The sequence below is a fragment of the Bacteroides caecigallinarum genome (assembly GCF_016902295.1).
GTDB classification, from domain to species: domain Bacteria; phylum Bacteroidota; class Bacteroidia; order Bacteroidales; family Bacteroidaceae; genus Phocaeicola; species Phocaeicola caecigallinarum_A.
The window spans coordinates 1-253 of record NZ_JACJLQ010000211.1 but is presented as its reverse complement, the minus strand read 5'-3'; the positions used below and the strand labels follow the sequence as shown (position 1 = coordinate 253).

Sequence of the window (253 nt, the reverse complement as noted above, 5' to 3'; positions counted from 1 at the left end):
CAGATTATAGGATATGCAAGCCGTTTACGCAGTTCCATACGCTGCTGTGCATTCATGTTGTCGTCATCGGCTATACGTTCCACGTCATAGAGCATGCCTATAATGGTCAGGGCATACTCCGCCCTGGCCTTGTCATGCTTCAATGCCCTCTCAAAGTAGCGTCTGGCATGTGCCCAACAGCATATGACGATGATACCTTTTATCTTTTCAAGTGTACCATAAGCGGCATACCCGTCCGTCTGTATGGCACCTT

General features: G+C 48.6%; 1 protein-coding gene. It reads right to left on the bottom strand.

All coding sequences use genetic code 11. The features are described from left to right. A partial coding sequence (locus H6A27_RS14850) for an IS66 family transposase (RefSeq protein ID WP_204509230.1) occupies positions 1–253 on the bottom strand: 253 nt, incomplete at both ends.